We start from the raw sequence: 16,364 nt of genomic DNA on the forward strand, positions 1-16,364 counted from the left end.
GTTGACCCTGGCCGCCACCTCGACCGCCGCCCCGCCGCCTGCCACCTACGGTGCCGTTCTCGGCAGCCGGCACGTCGCCCGCCTGCTCGCCGGCACACTGACCGGGCGCCTGCCCAACGGCATGGTCCCCGTCTCCCTCGTCCTGTGGATCAACGCAGCCGGGGGGAGCCTGGCCTTCGCCGGAATGCTCGCCGCCCTGTACGGGCTGGCGTCGGGGCTGTCCCAGCCGGTCAAGGGCAGGCTCATGGACCGGTGCGGGCAGACCCGTGTCTCTGCCCCGGCGGTCCTGGTCAACTCCGGCTGTCTGCTCGCCCTCACGTGGATCGGGGCGAGCGGGCACCCGGCCGCCGTCACTGCGGTGGTCGGCGTGGCGGGGGTCTTCACGCCGCCTTTGGAGGCCGGGCTGCGGGCCCTGTGGCCGAGCGTGCTCACTGACCCCGGACAGCGTCGCGTCGTCCAGGCCCTCGACACCGGCTCCCAGGGTCTGCTCTACATCGCGGGCCCCCTGCTCGCCTCCTGGCTGGCTACCGCATACGAGCCCGATGCCGCGCTGGCCGTGACCGCCGCCCTGGGCCTGGCCGGCACCGTCGTGGTGCTGACCGCCGCTCCGTCCCGGACCTGGCGCCCCACAGCCCCCGACAGCGGGGCGGCGGGAAGCGCGCGGCTGATGAGCACTGCCCTCGTCCTGCTGTTCCTCGCGCTCGCCGGGACCGGCTTCACCCTCGGCGCGATGAACGTCTGGGCCGCCAGCATGGCCACCACTCACCACCAGCCCCTCCTGTCCGGCGTGCTGCCCGCGGCGTTCTCCACCGGGTCCTTCCTCGGCGGCCTGATCTACGCCCGCCGCACCTGGCCCGGCACGACCACCACCCAACTCCTGGCCACCAGCGCCCTGTTCCTCCTGGGCTGGCTGCCCCTGTTGGCCCAGCCTGGCCCCCGCACCGCGATCGGACTCGCCCTCCTGCCGGGACTGTTCCTCACCCTGGTCATCACCTGCGGATTCCACACCGTGGACACCCTCGCCCCCGCCTCCCGCACGACCGAGGCGTACGCCTGGCTGATCTTGTCGATTGGCGTCGGCCAGGCCTCCGGCACCGCACTCGCCGGAACCCTCGCCGACCACCCGCAGACGCTCGCCGCGCTGCCCGCGGCGGGAGCCGCCACCGCCCTGCTCGTCCTGCTCCTGGCCCGCCCGAAGCTCGGGCCCGGACGCCAGCCCGGACGCCACCGCCGCCCCCGCGCCACCGCCACCGCCCACTCGTACTCGAACTCCCCTACCTCCGAAGGAGATACCCCTATGGCTGTACGCACCGCATGGAAGATCGCCCACAGCTGTGGACACGAAGTCACCCACGACCTGTCCGACCGCCCCGCCGACCGCCGGGCGTCCTTCGCCCGCTGGCTCGCAGGCCGCGACTGCACCGACTGCTGGAAGGCCGCCCGCGAGGGCGACACCGCGTCGAAGGAAGCCTGGCTGGCCGCACGCCGCGCCGAGGAGCAGGCCGCCGCGAAGACCTGGTCCGAACAGTTCGACATGCCGCCCCTGGAGGGCCCCGAGAGAGCCCTGGACTGGGGCGAGCGCTCCCGTTACCAGCTGGCGACCGCCGCCTACACCGCGCTGGTCACCGAAGGGACCTGGGACGAGGCGGACTGGGCGGTACTGGAGGAGAAGGTCCGCACGGTCACTCGGGCCGGGTGGTGGATCGACCAGAGGGAAGCCGAGGGCACCGACCTGCCGGAACTGCTCGACGCAGCAGGCGAAGCGGACCACGGCACGGAGAACCCGTTCCGGTGAGCGCCGCGCCGGGACGCCGGTAGGGGCGGGGCGGACATGTATAGCGGACGATCCCCGGTTAGCCAAACCGGGGATCCTCCAGACCATTAAAAGTGCTGGCCCCACCGCCAGCCGTGCTCTTCGCAGAGAGGATTTTGCCGTGCCCGAAGCCGTCTCCCGTGACGCGTGCATACCCGCCGACACCATCACCCGCGACCGGGACATCACCCATGCCCACTTCGCCCCGGGCGACCAGATCGTGGTGATCAAGGGCGTCGCCGACGGCGAACTGTGGGGGGATGCGATGACGGTGGTCACCCCGTCCTGGCACACCCCCACCGAGGAAGACGGATGGCGGCTGCGCGACCCCAACGGCGGCGCGCTGTCCTTCATCACCGGGCACCCCCGCTACTTCGTCCACCTCTCCAAGCGCTGCCCGGACTGCCTGATCTACCAGCGCGCCCTGGAGGACTACCTGCTGCCGAAGATCGGCGGGACCAAGGCCGTGGACGTCGGCTGGTACTCCATCACGGACCTGAACCAGCTTGTCCACGCCGCGGACAAGCGGAGCGCCCGGTGATCGCCCGCCTGCACCGCCGGCAGCACACCGCCGAGGCCGCGCTGGGCAACGCGCTGGAGCGTCCGGTCAGCTTCACCCGCGAACTCAGCCACCGCATCGTGGCATCCTGGGACCGGCTGGACCTGCGCTCCGAGTTTGCCGAGCGGGAGGGATGGAGCGAGGTCCAATGGGCCGCGCACCTCAGCCATGCACAGCCGCGCACCGAGGCGGCCGATTCACCGCGCTTCCTTCATTTCGGGATCCGGTTGCACCGCCTGGACCAGCCGCTCGCCCCGGCGCAGTGGTCGGAGATCGCCCATCGTCTGGCCCGCACCGCGGGCCTGGCAGCGCCTGTGCACGGAGAGCCGTGCCGGTGGATTGCTCTCCAGTTCCGCCACGGGCGACTGGATGTGATCGCCAGCCTGGTCCGCGAGGACGGGGCCCTCGCGCGCACCCCGAGGCGGCTGGCCAAGGAACTCGCCCGGCAGGCCCGGATCCTCGAGTCCGAGTTCGACCTCATTCCCGCCCGGCCCCCGGCCGCCCGCGAGGAACAGGCGATCGCCGACCCCCTGGTCGCCGCGGAAGCCACGCCCGCGCAGATCGCGGAGCAGATCCGCGCCCTCACCGATGAGATGAACGGCAGCCTTGCCCAGGCCCGGCGCCTGGCCGAACAGGCCGGCCACCAGTTGGCGACACGGCCCGAGGTGTACGCCCGGCGCGGCGCGCACCAGCTGGAATGGGCCGCCGGGCGCCTGTACGGGCTCCTCCACGACCTCGAAGGCACCGCCGAGACGCTGGCCAACCCGCCCGCGCTGCTGCGCAACGCCGTGGTCCGCTCCACCCGCCGCCCCGCCCGCGCGGCGCGGCGGTCCCGCTGATCCCACCCTCGAAGGGAGCCTGTTTGCCCCTGGCCGAACGCCACCTCGCCCTGCGGCGCGACCCGCACTCCGGTGAGGTCCTCGCACGCGGCGGCGACGCCGTCGCCCGCAGCATCCTTGAGCGCACCGGCTTCGTCTCCGTCATCCGCTACCGCGACCGCTACCACCGGCTGCCGAAGAACCTCGACCGGGCCGAGGACGAGCGCCTGGCCAGGCGCGCCGTGGCCCGCCTGCAGGCAGTCGGCTACCACGTCGAAGCGGACAGCGCTTTCGCCACCGAACACCGTGAGCCGTACTATCTGCCCCTCGGCGCCCAGGTGGCGCAGCTCGCCACCCGTATCCGCGAAGCCGAATCCACCGAGGACGTCGCGGCCGTGCTGACCGAGTTGACCGCCGACCACGACGGCATCCTGCCGGCCCTGGCCGAAGTCCTCGCCGCCGCTGCCGACTTCTACGAGCCCCTCGGCGATCCGGCCGATGCCTACACCGCGAAGCGGCTGCGCTACCTGTCAGGGGAGCGGCTCGCCGTCATCGACGCCGACCTGCGCACCACGCGCAACGAACTCGCCGACCGGCACACCACGCACCCCCACCGCCGCCCCTGCACCGGCGAGGTCGGCCCTGGTGAGACCGAGGCGTCAACCGTTTGTCCCTGCCCCGTCCCGGTCACCACCTCGCTGCCCTCCGCGCCGGCCGCGCTGCCGCCCGTCCCTGTCGGCCGACACCGCTGCCCCGTCCCATCCCGTCCTGCCTTGAGGAATCCATGCCCGCCCACCACCACGAGGAGCTCGGTGCCTTCGCCGCGATCCTCACCCAGCTCATACCCGGCGCCTGGGCCCACCAGCTCCGCCAGCACACCCCCCACGACGACCAGTTCTTCCTCACCTCCGATGTGTGGGACACGAACCAGGTCGCCGAAGCCATCGCCACCACCACCCTTACGCACGACGCCATCCTGGCCCGCGACGACGGCCTGCGCCTGTTCCTCATGGACCACCCCCGCCACGAGGACACCTTCCTCATCGCCGCCATGGCCCCTGCGGACACGGCCGCCGAAGCCTTCCGCGGCGTACGGGAGCCGGACGGCATCGCGATATCCGACGACCCCGAGCAGGCCGCCGACGCCATCACCACCCGCCTCCTGCCCCGCTTCGAAGCCGCCCTCGCTCACGTCCGAGACAATGCCGCCCGCCTCACGGCCACCGCGGCCGGGCCGCACACCGTCGAGATGACCTGGACCGATGACGGCGCCCTCACCGCCGCGGCAACCGGCGATAAGGCCGCTCGGATCCTGGTCGCCAACGGATTCATCCACGACCCAGACCGGCAGGAGTACGTCCTCTCCGGTGACGACACCGCCGTCCAGGCCCGCCACGTACGGACCGCCGGCACCCAGCTCGCCGCCCTCGGCATCGGCGTCGCCCTGCGCCACCCCACCCCCATCACCGCAGTGGACACCAGGCCCGTCCCGGTCCCACGCCAGCACGCGGCGGGCAAGGCCCGGTCCCGGTGAAGAAGCCCGACAGCTCGCCGGACCCCCGCACGAACCTGATCGCGGCGGTGGGTCCGTCTCGCACCAGCTGATGCCCTGGGCACCCGCCGCGTCCTTCCCTCCCGCCCGAGGAGCCCATGCCCACCGCACGCCCCGACCTGGCCACCTACGCCGAAGCCCTCGCCACCCGGCTCCCCGGCACCTGGACCACCGCCTACAGCCGCAACGCCGCCCACGCCGACCAGCTCTCCACCACCGCGGCAGTCTGGGACGCGGGCGCCGTCGGATACGCCGCGTCCAACTACGTCCTTGGCCACCAGGCCGTGCTCGCACGCCCCGACGGCGCACGCCTGCTGCTCTTCGACCGGCCCATGCGCCCCCGCCAGTTCATGGTCGGCGCCCTGGAGCCGGACGCTCATCACGACGCCTTCCACGGCGTGGCCGAACCAGGCGGCATCAGCGTCCCCGACGACCCCGCCCGAGCCGCCGCCCAGGTCACCCGCCGCCTGCTCCCCCGCTACGAGGCCGCCCTGCGCCAGGTCCGGCACAACACCGCGCACCCGCCGCCGCGGCGGCCGGCACCACCCGTGATCACCGGGATGGTGAGCATCGCCTGGTATCCCGACGGCGTGGTCGGCGCCGTCACCGGCGTCCGCGACGCCACCTCCGCCCTGTACAGCGCCGGGTTCCAATACCACCCCCACCAGCGGATGTTCCTGCTGCCCTCCTCCCTCGGCGCCCGCGAACAGATCGCCCGCATCGGCGTGGCCGCCCAGCACCTGGCCCGGATCGGCGTCGGTGTCACGGTGCGCCCCGCCCCGGCCGCCACTCCCACGACGCAGCCCGCCCCACTCCCGGCCCTGCCGACCGCCGTGTCCGCGCCAGGCCGCTGACCCCAGCCCCGCCCCCCTTTTTTGAAGGAGTCCCCGCCGTGGGCAATCTCGCCGATGAATCCGGCACTGACGTCGAGATCTACCGCCGGGCCTTCACTCCCGACGCCATCCACATCGTCAGCCGCACCGACGCTCCCGAAGAACTCCTGGCCCTCCTCGACAGCGCCGGTCTCGAGCGCAAGACCGAGGCCATCTACACCTGGCACGAAACCCCCCAGGGTCTGAGCGAGGCCGCCCAGAAGCAGCTGGTCACCCGAGCCGTGCTCCCGCTGCTGATCGCCGACTACAAGGTCAACATCGACCCCGACGTCTACGACGTGACCGCCTGGGCGCAAACCCTGCGCGAACACCGCGCCGCCCAAGCCCAGGCCACAGGAGCGCCAGCCCTTCCGCCCCCAGGCCCGGCAGGCCCCCACCCCAGCCGTACCCGCTGACCCCCAGTTCTCAGCCAAGTGCCCGGTCCGGCCCGGCCGGGCTGGACCGGGCAACCTCACCCACCGGAGCTTCCACGATCCCCAAGCCCTCGCGGCTGCCAGCACCGATCACGGCAGACCACCGCCCGCGCCTGGCCGTCTTCCTGATGCGCCGCTACCTGCGCGCCGTGACCGCCGTCGGCGCCGACCGCCACGCAGGCGCCAGCGGCCCCTTCAGCTCGCTGGATGAATCCCGCCGCCGATCCCCTCGCCCCTGACCACAACCGGGAGGACCATGACCGACCCCACCCCCGACCCCGTACTGCTGGCACGGCACATCGCCCAGCAGATCAGCCGACTCACCGACCACCTTGCCGTCGCACCGCCTCAGCAGGCCGCCCACATCCTCGGACACGTCCTGGCACCCGACGGCGTCCTCGACGGAATGACCGGCCTGGTCGCCGCCGGATCCCGCTTCGCCAAGGACCGCGCCACCTCCGGAGCACTGCCGCCGGAGGTGTGGCTCGCCCTCGGCCGCGCCTCGAACGATCTCGACGCCATATGCGGTGACCTCGCCGAGCACACCGACGACATCCACCGGCTCACCCAGACCCCGGCAACCGCCACAGCCCGGCCGGTCGCATCCGCCCTCGTCGCACGGAGGCACCGGTGAAGAAGCAGCAGTGGACCGGTTGGGGCCCGTCCGCCGACCAGGCCGAACAGCACTACCTGATCGAACCCCGCCACCTCGGCGGCGGCGGAGACCCCCGCTACATCGCCGAGTACCTGCGCGCCTCCGGCTGGAGCGACCACACCCACAGTGGCGGGCCGTACGTCTTCGACAGCCCCGACCGCACCGTGCGCATCGGCTACGACCCCACCACGATGCCCGGCGGCTGGACCGTCTCCGGGCAAGCGGTCGGCGAACACCAGGCAGCCTGGCACGCCACGTTCACCACGGCCGTCCCCGTCGAGATCGTCGCCGGCCTCACCGACAGCCTCACCAAACCGCGCTCCGCGCACGCCCCCAACGTGTGGGCCCCGCTCGAAGAGCACGGCTGGGAGACCGAACGCGGACAGCACTTCACCGCCGTCTCCCCGGACCGCAACGCATGGGTGCAGTACCACCAGAACGAACCCGGCCAGGCCCACTGGTGGGCCGGCGCCCGCACCGAGCACGGACGCGCCTGGGACGCGGTCTTCACCTCCACCACGCCCCTGCACCTCGTCCAGGGCTTCTCAGCAGCGCTCGCCGACCCGACCCCGGTGATGCGGCCCCGCGGACACGTACCCGCCACCAAGTGGATCAAGACCACGTCCGTGTCGGTCCGGCCCTCCGAGCTCGGTGCGTGGCAGCAGGCCCGGATCACCGCGGCCCGCGCAGCTTCCTGGGCCCGCAACTCCTGGGCCGCCGCCCGCCCCCGCCAGCACACCCCCACCCCCACCGCCGGCCCGCACGCGGCAGCAGGCGCACGTGGCCGCCGGTAGCGCCTGGAAGGAGAAGCCTCGCCCTCTGTGAGCATCAGTGAGCGGCAGTTGGCCGCCTTCGCCGCCGACCACAACGTCTACGGCTCACCCGTCAGCCCCCGATACCTCGCCGGCCGCGGGGATCCCCGGCACATCACCCACGCCCTGTGGGCCGCCGGTTGGACCAATTCCTCTGACCCCCTGCACCCGGCCCTGCGCATGACCAGCCCCGACCGCAGCCTGCGCCTCGACGTCGACTTCGCCGAGGAACGCTACGGCTGGAGGGTCAGTACCGAGTTCGGCCACAGCTACTGGTCGGCCTCGTTCAGTACCAGCACTCCGGTGGAGATCGTGGCCGGTCTGACCGACGCCCTCATCCGACCCGAACCCGACACTCCGGCCCTCCCGGTCGCCGACATCCTCACCGCCCGCGGCTGGCAGCACACCACCGACGAGACCCGGACGCAGAGCCTGCTCTCCCCGGACGGCACCGTCCACGCCGAGCTGCGCGTCTCCCCGTCCATCGGGGTAACCGGCTGGCAGTTCATCGCCGCCTCCCACCATGGCGAGTTCGGCCCCCGAGGAGTGCTGTGGCGGGCCGACTTCCGCGAGACCACCCCGCCCCACCTCCTGTCCGCGTTCACCGCTGCCGTGTGCCACCCCGCCCCCGCCCTGCGCGCACGCTTCGACCACGCCTCCAGCCCCCACGTGCACGTCGACGAGGAGTTCGTCATCGGCGACGCCATGGTCGCCGCCCACAAGCAGCGCCTGTCCCACGCCCGACGCCTGCGGCCCCGCCCCGTCCAGCACGCCCCGGGCCCGGCGATCCCCGTACCCGCCACCCGGGCCACAGCCGGCCCCGCCCGATAGGGCCCGCCTCCTCTGTTTCTGCTCCAGGAACCCGTACCGCGTGCCCCTGCCCCCCGACGAAATACGACACCGCTCCCTTGACCGGCTCGCCCGGTACATCAAGGAGGCCGAGGAGATCCTCGCGTCCTGGGACGCGTACTCCGACGAGTACAGCGACGCCGACGGCTGGCCCCACGACCCCACCGCCTACGACACCCGGCAACGCCGTCGCGACGCCGACACCTGGCGCGCCTTCACCCGGATCCGCAGCACCGCTGCCTCCTACCTGCTCACCGCGGACCGACAGCTGCGGCAGCTCCCCGGGACCGCCGCCGCAACCCCATTGGGCCTGGCAGCTGAAGGAACTACGCACATCGCTCGACGCGATCCACACACTCCAGGCCGAGTGGCTCGCCACGCTCAACACCCCGCCAGAACCGGCGCTGCCGGGCACCGAGGCGTGGGCCGAGACGCAGGCCGAACGCAACGCAGAGGCCTGGCACCACCTCTACACCTGGGCCTGCCACGGCCACGCCGTCCTGGGCATCCACACCGCCACTCAGCACCACCGGCCCCGCGCCGTCCCCATTACGACAGCGGTCGCCACCACCCCCGTACCCCGGCCGGCCCCATCTCCAGGAGACCCCTCTGACCTACACCGAAGGCCCCCTCATCGAACGGTGCCTCGTCTATCCCCACCGCCGGGGACGACACCCGCTCCCTGCCACGCCCGCTGACCTCCTCTTTCTGGAACCGCCCTCTTGACCAACTCCCCCTCCAGCTCCGGAAACGACGGCTGCGACATAGCCTTCAAGGCACTGCTCGGAGCCATGGCCGTCATCATCCCCGCATCCTCCCTGGCCTGGCTCGGCGGCAACGCCCTCGCCTGGGCCACCGATGCCGGCGACTGGGTGCCCTACCAGCCGGCCGCCGCCCTCCTCCACCCCGACCAGCTGTGGCCCGCCGCGGATGAGACCGCGCTGCTGATCGCCACCCGCACGCTGCCCGCCATAGTCCTCATCGCGCTCGTCCTGGGCGGGCTCACCTGGTGGCGGCGCCGCCGTGGCGCCGGCGGCGGGGGCAAGCGGAAACGTATCGCCGGGATGGCCAAGCGGTCCGACATCGAGCCGCTGCTGGCCAAGGCCATCACCGCCAAGGCCCGCTCCCTGCGCCCGAGCCTCAAGCACGCCAAGAGCATCGACGCCAAGGACACCGGCGTCCTCCTCGGCAACCTCCAGGGCAGCCGGCACGAGGTCCGGATGGGGTACGAGGACGTCGCCGTCGCCATCATGGCACCCCGCTCCGGCAAGACGACCTGCCTGGCGATCCCCGCCATCCTGGGTGCGCCCGGCCCGGTCCTGCTCACCTCGAACAAGGCGGCCGGCGACGCCTACACCGCCACCCTCGACGCCCGCGGCCAGGTCGGCCGGGTGTGGTCCATGGACCCCCAGCAGATCGCCCACGCCGAACGCACCATGTGGTGGAACCCCCTCGCCGACGCCCGCACCCTCGACGGAGCGGGCCGCTTGGCCGGGCACTTCCTCGCCGCGAGCGTGGACGCCTCCCAGCAGGGCGACTTCTGGTCCAAAGCCGGATCCAACATCCTGTCCCAGCTCTTCCTCGCCGCCGCGCTCGACGAACGGCCGATCACGGACGTTATGCAGTGGCTGGCGTTCCCCGCCGACCGTACGCCACTGGACATCCTGCGCGACCACAAGTTCACCGCAGTCGCCTCCCAGTTGAAGGGCACCGTCGAAGGCCCACCGGAAACCCGAGACGGCATCTACGAGACCGCCCGCCAGTACGCCGCCACCCTCCTCAACAGCGAGATCGCCGCCTGGGTCACCCCGCAGAAGGGTGTACCGGAGTTCCGGCCCGCCGAGTTCGTCACCTCCCTCGACACGCTGTTCCTACTCAGCAAGGACGGCGGTGGCGGCGCCTCGGCGCTGATCGCGGCGTGCGCGGACTCGGTGATGCGAGCAGCGACCGCCCAGGCCGAACGCGCCGGCGGACGCCTGGACCCGCCGATGCTGGCGATCCTCGACGAGGCCGCCAACGTGTGCAAGATCAGCGACCTCCCTGACCTGTACTCCCACCTCGGCTCCCGCGGGATCATCCCGATCACCATCCTGCAGTCCTACCGGCAGGGCCAGAAAGTTTGGGGAGACGCAGGCATGGACGCCATGTGGTCCGCGTCCACCGTGAAGGTGATCGGCTCCGGCATCGATGACCCGGACTTCGCCGACAAGCTCTCCCGGCTGATCGGCGACCACGACGTCGAGACGAAGTCCACCTCCGTCTCCGACTCCGGCAAATCCACGAGCATCAGCATGCGGCAGGAACGCATCCTCCCGGCGGACGCCATCCGCGCGCTGCCGAAGGGCACCGCACTGTGCTTCGCCACCGGCATGCGGGCCGCCATGCTCGATCTTCGGCCCTGGTACCTGGAACCCGGCGCCAAGGAGCTGTCCGCAGCCTCTGCCGCCACGTCGAAGGCGATCACCGCTCGCGCGGTCGCCAAAGCCGCACCGCGCCAGTCCGACTTCGGAACCGCCGCATGAGGGCGCACAACCGGTTCGTCCTGGACCTCTTCGCCGGCCCGGGAGGCTGGAGCCACCCATTGAAGGTGTTCGGCATACGCGAAGTCGGGCTCGAGTGGGATGAATGGGCCTGCAAGACCCGGGCCGCTGCCGGGCAGTTGACAATCCGAACCGATGTGGCCCTGTATCCGACCCGACCGCTGGCCGGCCGGACCTGGGGATGCCTGGCGTCGCCTCCCTGTCAGGCATGGTCGATGGCCGGCAAACGCCTGGGGCTGGTGGACCAGCCTCTGGTGCACCAAGCCGTCGCCGACCTCGCGACCGGGCGTGACACCCGGGCCAAGCTCCTGACCGCATGCAAGGACGTACGGTCGCTGCTGGCTGCCGAGCCGATGCGCTACCTCCACGCCCTCAACACCGTGGGCGAGCCGGATTGGATCGCAATGGAGGAAGTCCCCGACGTCCTCCCCCTGTGGAAGCAATACGCGGCCATCCTGCGCACCTGGGGGTTCTCGGTATGGACGGGGATTCTCAACGCCGCCGACTACGGCGTGCCCCAGACCCGGCGCCGGGCGATCCTCCTCGCTTCCCGCGTCCGTACCGCCGAACCGCCAGCGCCCACCCACGCGCGGGCCGCAGAACCGGAGTCCCTGTTCGGGCCGGGCCGCGAGCGGTGGGTGTCGATGGCAGACGCGCTCGGCTGGGGCGCCACCGACCGGCCCACCCCGACTGTGTGCGCTGGCGGTGGCCCGGGCGGCGGCCCCGAACCCTTCCCCTCCGGCGCCCGCAAGACACTCGCCGATGCCCGAGACCGCGGCCGGTGGAAACACCCGACCCCCGGCCGCACCGACGGTCGCACCGAGCACGGCGGGCCAGCCGGGAAGACCACGGGCGAAGCGGGCTGGTCCTGTTCGCTACGGAGCAACAACCAGGCCAAAGCCACTATCCGCACCGTCGACGAACCGGCCGGGACGCTGTTCTTCGGGCACCGCGCCAACGAGTGCGTGTGGGTGGCCGAACCAACCGCTGCGGAGCTGGGCGTGGACGCCCCTTCGGGTCCGGCGCCGGAAGCGATCCGGATCACCGCTGCCGAGGCCGGTGCCCTGCAGTCCTTCCCGGCCGACTACCCGTGGCAGGGCAATAAGGGCCAGCAGTTCTCGCAGATCGGCAACGCCGTCCCGCCCCGCCTGGCCGCCCACCTCCTCGCCCCACACGTGGGCGTCACCCTCACCCGCGACGACTTCACCCTGGCCGCCTAGATTGCCCCGACCCGTTCTCCCCGACCCGGACTTCGACCTGCTCGACGTCCCGCCCGCCCCCGCCGTCCACTACGCCGAGCAGGCCCTTCTCGGCTCGATCATCCTCGAACCCGACCGCCTCAAGACCCTCGGCACGCTGCACCCGGCCGACTTCGCCAACGCCGGGCACCTGGCGGTGTTCCACGCCATGACCACCCTCACCCCGCCCCCGCCCGATCTCCACACCACCAAGCCGATATGGCTTACCGCCATCCTGGAACACGCCCGGCCCGCCGCCCTCGGATTGACCGCCGCCTACCTCCACCAGCTCATCAGTACCTGCCCCGACCCCGCCCACGCACCGGCGTACGCAGCGATCGTCCGCGCCGGACACGCCCGCCGGACCCTGACTGCCCACGCCGAACACCTCATCCACACCGCGAGCGACCCCACACTGGAAGACCAACCCACCGCCGCCCTCGAGGCCGCCGACAAGCTCGCCGGCGTTCTGGACCACCTCGCCGGCCGGTTCCCCCCGCACTCCAGCACCCTCCCCCGCACGCCCGCACCGGCTCACCCGGTCCGCGACCCCGACCCCGAGGTCGTCCAGGACGAACGCCTGCTTCTCGGGGCGCTCTGCGCCCGCCCCTGCCCCGTCGAGGCCGCGCGCTGGCTCCAGCCTGGCGACTTCCTCGAACCCCTGCACAGTCGGCTCTTCCGCTGCCTGCTCGACGTCGCCCGGCACGGCGACCCTGTCGACCCGGTCACCGTGCTGTGGGAAGCCCAGCACCAAGGGCTGATCAACCCCGCCCTGCCCCCAGCCGAACTCCTCGGCATGCTCACCGACGGGCCTGGCGCAGCCGCGGAGTACTGGGCCGAGCTCGTCCTGCGACGCTCCATGCTCGCCCGCGCACACACCACCGGCCTCATCGTCCTCGCCTACACCCAGGACGACACCAACACCGTCCACCAGCTCCTCACCGGCACCCGACGCGCCCTCGCCGACCTCGCCGCCATCCGCGCCCGCTGGCAGCGCGCCACTCACCCGGCCCCGCCCAAGACCACCCAATCCGCGGCCCCGGCCCCACCCCGGGCTGGACCCGTCCCGCCCCGGCCCACAGTCACCACACGGGCCGCTCGCTGACCCCTTCTCCCAGGCTCCGGCCAGCACCCGAACGGCAGGAGCTGCAACCTGAAGGCGCTCGCCGCCGACGTACCGGTCTACTTCTGCGCCCCGGCCAGCCCCTTGGCAGCGCGGCTCGAACGAGAAGCGTCAACGGCCTGCTGCGGCAGCACTTTCCCAAGGGCACCGACCTGTCCGTCCACACCCGTGAGGACCTCGACGCGGTCGCCGCCGAGCTCAGTGGCCGACCACGCAGAACGCTCGGCTGGAAACCTCAGCCGAGCGCCTGCATTACTGCTCGCGGCCTGAGCAACACAACCACGTGTTGCAACGACCCCTAAAAGCCGCCTGCTGACAGCGGAGGCTTCTCGCGTTTCCGAGTCACAGGCGCCCGTCGACGCATCGGAAGCCGGTGTCCTCGTCACACATGCTGGTGGAGGCGTCGTTGAAGGCTGCCGGTGTCGCGCGGACGAACGGGCTGGTGAAAGCGCTCCCCTTCAGCTCCCGGCGCCCCGGAGAGGACTCGGTGGCACACCACTCCCACACGTTGCCGCACAGGTCGTAGGCCCCGAAGGGACTCGCACCGCTCTGGTAGCGGCTGACGGGGGTCGTGTGCCCGATACCGGATTCGGAGACGTTGCACTTCGCCGCGGTGGGGCTGTTCCCCCAGGGGTAGATGTTGCCTTTCGTCCCCCGGGCGGCCTTCTCCCACTGTGCACTGCTGGGGAGCGACTTCCCGGCCCACGCGGCGTAGGCGGCAGCGTCGCGCCACGACACCCACGCCACCGGGTGGTCGAAGAGGCTGTCCGGGTACCGCGCCCCCTGCCAGTGTTGCGGGGGCGGGTGCCCCGTGGCGGACACGAAGCGGAAGTAGTCGGCGTTCGTGGTGGGGAACACGTCCAAGCGGAAGGCCGGAAGCCACTCCGTCTCACGGGTATCACCTCGTAGGAAGATCCCTTCCGGAACCACCACCATCAGCTTCCCGTCGACCGGATGCCGGACGAACTGGAGCGGATCGGCGGCCAGCAGAATTTCTGTTCGCTGGTCTTCAGCCGCAGCGGCCTGTTCCGTGATCAGGACCGCGAAACGCTCCTGCGCCTCCGTGCCCGCGCACGATAGCGCGGTGTCGAGCGCGGCCTGGTTGGAGGGACGTGGGGCGATTGCGACCCCGGCCGCCTCCCAGTGCGACACCATGCGGTCGCTGACTCCGATGTGGACGGCGAACTTGCGGACGGTCATCCGCAGGGCCGTGCGTAAGGCCCGCGTCTCTCTCCCCGTCCATCGCACCACTCCCATACCCGGCGCCGGCTAGACGAGTTCACCGGGCTCGGCCAGGTACCCCTCTCGCAAGGCGGCCAGCACCGGATGCTCTGTGGGGAACGGCGTGGAGTCGATGGCGCTGATGGCCCGTACGCCGATGCTCGTGTTGGTGGCGAACACGGCCTGCATCTCGTGGGCAGCCTCACGCGTGACGTGTGTGACCGTGTGCTCGTGCTGCTGCTGGAGGAGCGCCATCGTGACCCCGGGCAGGACTTCCGCCTTCGGCCAGACCACGGATCCCTCGCTGTCGATGAACCCGACGTTCCAGGTGCCCCCCTCGGAGATCAGCTCATCCGGCCCGTAGAACAGCGCATCGTCGAACCCGTCGAGCTGCGCCGCCCGGCGGGCGTGGAGGGCGCCGAACAAGCCGATGTGCTTCACGGCCGGGACGTCGCGCACGTACGGAACAGCCTTGACCTTCATGGGCGGCATCGGGAGCTGACCCGTCGGGCGGCTGGTCACCAGGACATGCGGGGTGGCAGCCGACGAGGGGTGACCCATGTCCAGAGCCGGGTCGAAGATGCTGACGCGGACGACGAACGAACCGTCGTGGCCGGCGACCGCCCGGCGTACGTACTCACGAACGCGGTCCATGTCGAGTTCCGCGGCGAAGACGGCGCGGCAGTCGCGTTGCAGCCGCTCCATGTGCAGGGACAGACCCCGCACCCGCTGGTCATCGACGCGCATGGATGTGAAGTGCCCGTAGTTGACCAGTGCAAGGGCCTTCACGGCTTCGGGATCGGCGGGGGCTCCATTGAGTTCCATCATGCTGGTCAGTCTGGCAGTTGGGGCCGATCGGGTGGCTGAGAGCGGCCATTCCGATGCCCGTAACTTCAGCAAAACTTCATTCCCCAGGTGGTCCGTACGGCCGTTGACTTGTCACCGCACCCGGAGCGACGACTCGCCCCTCCACACCGAGGAGAAAGCCGTGACCGAACGCCTGCCGCGCCGCCTGCTGGCCCGTCAGCTCGAAGTCCAGCCCGAGGAGCGGATCCCGTGGGACGCCTTCGCGGCCAGCTCCGACGTCTCCGGGCCGTACGGGCAGCCCTCCACGGCCTTGATCGAGCGGGCCAAGGGCGTTAAGAGCAGGATCGGCGCCCTGGACACCCCCACCAACCCGGTGGGTGAGGAGTGATCGCCGTGCCTCGCCCCGCATCCCACCAGAACCTGCCGGAGTGGCTCTACGACGGCGCCAACGTCCCGACCGCGACACCGAGGGCGTCGTTCAGTTCATCGGCGACTTGGAGGACCCGGCCACCCACCGGCAAATCCCGCACGCGGTCTTCCTCCCGAGGGCGGCGGTAGAGAGTGGACCGTCCTCCCCGGAGCCGTTCGGGAAGCGGGGCCGCCGTGAGGCTGCGTCTGCTGGACGAGACCGAACTGGCGGGGGACCCGAGTCGCAGCGTGGAAATGACCTTCGATGGTGTCCGTGTCGAAGACGACCACCTCGCGGTGCGGCTGACCCCGGTCGATCTCGTCCATCTCACCCTCGACGCCGAGCGGGTCATGGGTGAGATCAGAGCCGAAGTCGTACGCGCCGAGCGGAGGTGGCGGCGCGCCCTTGAGTAGTGGCATGAGGAGGGACGGATGGCTGTCGAAGCCCGTACGCCGGACGTGGCGCTGCTGTCCCGGGTGCTCGAAGCACTCCGCCGCGATGCCCTCATCACCCGCTGATCCACTGACCGCCTCTTCTCCACCCCCAAGAACATCAGGTCCCCCACGAGACTTCCGCCCGCCCCTACACATCGTGGGGCAAAGGCGGACCGCCGGGAACCTGCTTCCCGGCGACCTCACCGAGCGACGAACGAGAGGGTGCAC

At 71.4% G+C, this 16,364-nt stretch carries 16 protein-coding genes and 2 pseudogenes; 16 read left to right on the forward strand and 2 right to left on the reverse strand.

The annotated features are described in order from the left end of the window. Nucleotides 1–121: 121 nt before the first annotated feature. The 14 genes and pseudogenes from ACIQUR_RS01750 to ACIQUR_RS01815 form a co-directional block, all read left to right on the forward strand. A pseudogene (locus ACIQUR_RS01750) lies at nt 122–934 on the forward strand (MFS transporter); the annotation flags it as partial. Between the two features lie 363 nt (nt 935–1,297). After that, nucleotides 1,298–1,795, forward strand: a complete 498-nt coding sequence (locus ACIQUR_RS01755) for a hypothetical protein (RefSeq protein ID WP_403328479.1) — start codon at nt 1,298–1,300, stop codon at nt 1,793–1,795. Between the two features lie 139 nt (nt 1,796–1,934). Beyond that, nucleotides 1,935–2,354, forward strand: a complete 420-nt coding sequence (locus tag ACIQUR_RS01760) for a hypothetical protein (protein WP_403328385.1) — start codon at nt 1,935–1,937, stop codon at nt 2,352–2,354. Next, on the forward strand, nt 2,351–3,211 hold the full coding sequence (locus ACIQUR_RS01765) for a hypothetical protein (protein WP_403328388.1): 861 nt from the start codon (nt 2,351–2,353) through the stop codon (nt 3,209–3,211). Before ACIQUR_RS01760 ends, ACIQUR_RS01765 begins: the two co-directional genes overlap by 4 nt. A 763-nt stretch (nt 3,212–3,974) precedes the next feature. Beyond that, the gene (locus ACIQUR_RS01770) at nt 3,975–4,724 is read left to right on the forward strand and encodes a hypothetical protein (protein WP_403328391.1); all 750 of its coding nucleotides are present in this window, start codon (nt 3,975–3,977) and stop codon (nt 4,722–4,724) included. 116 nt (nt 4,725–4,840) lie between these two features. Beyond that, nucleotides 4,841–5,596 (forward strand): hypothetical protein, encoded by a 756-nt coding sequence (locus ACIQUR_RS01775; RefSeq protein WP_403328394.1) that lies wholly within the window; start codon nt 4,841–4,843, stop codon nt 5,594–5,596. A 38-nt stretch (nt 5,597–5,634) separates the two neighbouring features. Further along, nucleotides 5,635–6,030 (forward strand): hypothetical protein, encoded by a 396-nt coding sequence (locus ACIQUR_RS01780; RefSeq protein ID WP_403328396.1) that lies wholly within the window; start codon nt 5,635–5,637, stop codon nt 6,028–6,030. Between the two features lie 274 nt (nt 6,031–6,304). Beyond that, complete coding sequence (locus tag ACIQUR_RS01785) at nt 6,305–6,682, forward strand: hypothetical protein (protein ID WP_403328399.1); 378 nt, start codon at nt 6,305–6,307, stop codon at nt 6,680–6,682. Beyond that, nucleotides 6,679–7,497: a DUF317 domain-containing protein gene (locus ACIQUR_RS01790; RefSeq protein WP_403328402.1), complete on the forward strand. Its 819-nt coding sequence runs from the start codon at nt 6,679–6,681 to the stop codon at nt 7,495–7,497. The genes ACIQUR_RS01785 and ACIQUR_RS01790 overlap by 4 nt, the downstream gene beginning before the upstream one ends. A gap of 27 nt (nt 7,498–7,524) precedes the next feature. Beyond that, on the forward strand, nt 7,525–8,346 hold the full coding sequence (locus tag ACIQUR_RS01795; protein ID WP_403328405.1) for a DUF317 domain-containing protein: 822 nt from the start codon (nt 7,525–7,527) through the stop codon (nt 8,344–8,346). 740 nt (nt 8,347–9,086) lie between these two features. After that, a complete protein-coding gene (locus tag ACIQUR_RS01800) occupies nt 9,087–10,886 on the forward strand; it encodes a type IV secretory system conjugative DNA transfer family protein (RefSeq protein WP_403328408.1) in 1,800 nt (599 codons plus the stop codon). Next, entirely contained in the window at nt 10,883–12,124 is a 1,242-nt protein-coding gene (locus ACIQUR_RS01805) for a DNA cytosine methyltransferase (RefSeq protein ID WP_403656671.1), read from the forward strand. Before ACIQUR_RS01800 ends, ACIQUR_RS01805 begins: the two co-directional genes overlap by 4 nt. A 1-nt stretch (nt 12,125) precedes the next feature. Beyond that, complete coding sequence (locus tag ACIQUR_RS01810; RefSeq protein WP_403328414.1) at nt 12,126–13,247, forward strand: DnaB-like helicase N-terminal domain-containing protein; 1,122 nt, start codon at nt 12,126–12,128, stop codon at nt 13,245–13,247. A 66-nt stretch (nt 13,248–13,313) separates the two neighbouring features. Continuing rightward, nucleotides 13,314–13,567 (forward strand): annotated as a pseudogene (locus ACIQUR_RS01815) (transposase); the annotation flags it as partial. Nucleotides 13,568–13,607: 40 nt separating this feature from the next. Here ACIQUR_RS01815 and ACIQUR_RS01820 read toward each other — a convergent pair. Together ACIQUR_RS01820 and ACIQUR_RS01825 are read right to left on the reverse strand one after the other, a co-directional pair. Next, the gene (locus ACIQUR_RS01820; protein ID WP_383775641.1) at nt 13,608–14,465 is read right to left on the reverse strand and encodes a formylglycine-generating enzyme family protein; all 858 of its coding nucleotides are present in this window, start codon (nt 14,463–14,465) and stop codon (nt 13,608–13,610) included. 69 nt (nt 14,466–14,534) lie between these two features. Continuing rightward, nucleotides 14,535–15,314 (reverse strand): aminotransferase class IV family protein, encoded by a 780-nt coding sequence (locus tag ACIQUR_RS01825; protein ID WP_403328417.1) that lies wholly within the window; start codon nt 15,312–15,314, stop codon nt 14,535–14,537. A gap of 160 nt (nt 15,315–15,474) precedes the next feature. Here ACIQUR_RS01825 and ACIQUR_RS01830 point away from each other — a divergent pair, with 160 nt between their 5' ends. Then, nucleotides 15,475–15,681: a hypothetical protein gene (locus tag ACIQUR_RS01830; RefSeq protein ID WP_403328420.1), complete on the forward strand. Its 207-nt coding sequence runs from the start codon at nt 15,475–15,477 to the stop codon at nt 15,679–15,681. 215 nt (nt 15,682–15,896) lie between these two features. Beyond that, nucleotides 15,897–16,115 (forward strand): hypothetical protein, encoded by a 219-nt coding sequence (locus ACIQUR_RS01835; protein WP_403328423.1) that lies wholly within the window; start codon nt 15,897–15,899, stop codon nt 16,113–16,115. The last annotated feature ends 249 nt before the right edge of the window (nt 16,116–16,364 follow it).

This window comes from Streptomyces sp. NPDC101132, assembly GCF_044759225.1.
Classification (GTDB): Bacteria; Actinomycetota; Actinomycetes; order Streptomycetales; family Streptomycetaceae; genus Streptomyces.